Annotated in this window: 1 protein-coding gene; it reads left to right on the forward strand. The window is 62.8% G+C overall.

Translation table 11 applies throughout. The features are described 5' to 3' along the window. Nucleotides 1-1570 (forward strand): DNA cytosine methyltransferase (locus B9A97_RS29165; RefSeq protein WP_210189740.1); only part of this gene is annotated, 1570 nt, incomplete at its 5' end. Nucleotides 1571-1604: the final 34 nt, after the last annotated feature.

The following is a 1604-nucleotide window of genomic DNA, read 5'->3' on the forward strand; positions in this document are numbered from 1 at the left end:
CCCCCACACCCTCATCGAATGTGGGGCCGTCCGAATGATCTACGGCTCCGTCTGCTCCGGCATCGAGGCGGCGACTATGGCTTGGCATCGGCTGGGCTGGACGCCGGCATTCTTCGCGGAAATCGAAAAGTTTCCGTCCGCCGTGCTTGCCCATCACTACGGATCGAACATGCCAGGCGAACCGCTGGCCACCAACGGAGTGCCGAACTATGGCGATTTCACGCAGATCGGAGCCGACGCCGGACCTGTTGACCTTCTTGTCGGCGGAACCCCATGCCAATCCTTCTCGGTCGCCGGAAAGCGACTTGGACTGGATGATCCTCGCGGCAACCTCGCCCTCGAATATCTCGCATTGGCTCGCCGTCTTGGCGCCCGCTGGATCGTCTGGGAAAATGTCCCCGGCGTGCTTTCCTCTGCAAGCGGCGATGAACCGTCCGAAGAAGGTGAAGAGGGAGAAGGGCTCGAAAGCGCCGACTTCGCCACGTTCCTCAGCTTCGTTCAAGAATGCGGGTATGGGTTCGCCTACCGAGTTCTTGACGCTCAATATATCCGAGTGGACGGCCACGCTCGTGCCACCCCACAGCGACGGCGCCGTGTCTTCGTTGTCGGATATCTTGGAGACTGGCGACGTGCCGCAGCGGTACTACTTGAGCCCCAAGGCATGCGCTGGGATCCTGCGCCGCGCCGAAGCGCGAAAGAAAGTGTTGCCGGAACAGTTGCGGGCGGCGCTCGCCGCATTGGCGGCTACGGCACCGACGACGTGCCCTTGACGGCTGCCTATGGCGGCGGAAATACCTCTGGACCCATCGACGTATCGACGGCCCTGACGGCCCATGGTCAACGCCAAGATTTCGAAGTCGAGACATTTATTGCGGAAGTCGCTGCAACATTGCCTGCCGGCGGGAACGCGACCGGCGGCGAACGTCAGCCAGGTATGGGAGCCGAAACAGCGGCAACCATGCTGGTGGCCCACGCGCTGCGCGACGAAGGCTTTGACGCCAGCGAGGATGGCACGGGGAGAGGAACGCCGATTGTGCCCGTGGTTGCCAAGACGTTGACCCGGGGCGCGGAAAGCGGAGGCAAGGGCGGCTATGCCGGGCGCCGGCAGGAGGATGACGACAATCTGGTGGCCTTCGCAATTCAAGAGCGGGCTGTCAGCGAGAACCCTGATGCGGGACCGCAGGGGGCTGGATACTCCGAAGACGGGACGGCTTACACGCTCGAAGCGCGGCACCATGTGCAGGCGGTAGCTTTCGATCTGCGCGGCCGTGAAGGCGGATCGCAGTTTGAAGGCCCACACGACAGCGCCAATATCCGGGCTGGGTCTGGTGGCTCATCTCGATCATACGTCGCTGAGAGATGGGCCGTCCGCCGCCTCACGCCAAGGGAATGCGAGCGGCTGCAGCGCTTCCCCGACGATTTTACCAACATCCCCTGGAACGGCAAGCCGCATGCGGCGGACGGGCCTCGATACAAGGCGCTTGGCAACTCAATGGCCGTAAACGTCATGGCCTGGATCGGTCAGCGGATCGATATGATGGAAAAGCTGATCACGGAGGGACGAGTATGACCCATAGCCAAACACCCCCGACGCGGGCGGAGGG

The sequence above is a fragment of the Rhizobium sp. RU36D genome, from assembly GCF_900176345.1.
Classification (GTDB): Bacteria; Pseudomonadota; Alphaproteobacteria; order Rhizobiales; family Rhizobiaceae; genus Allorhizobium.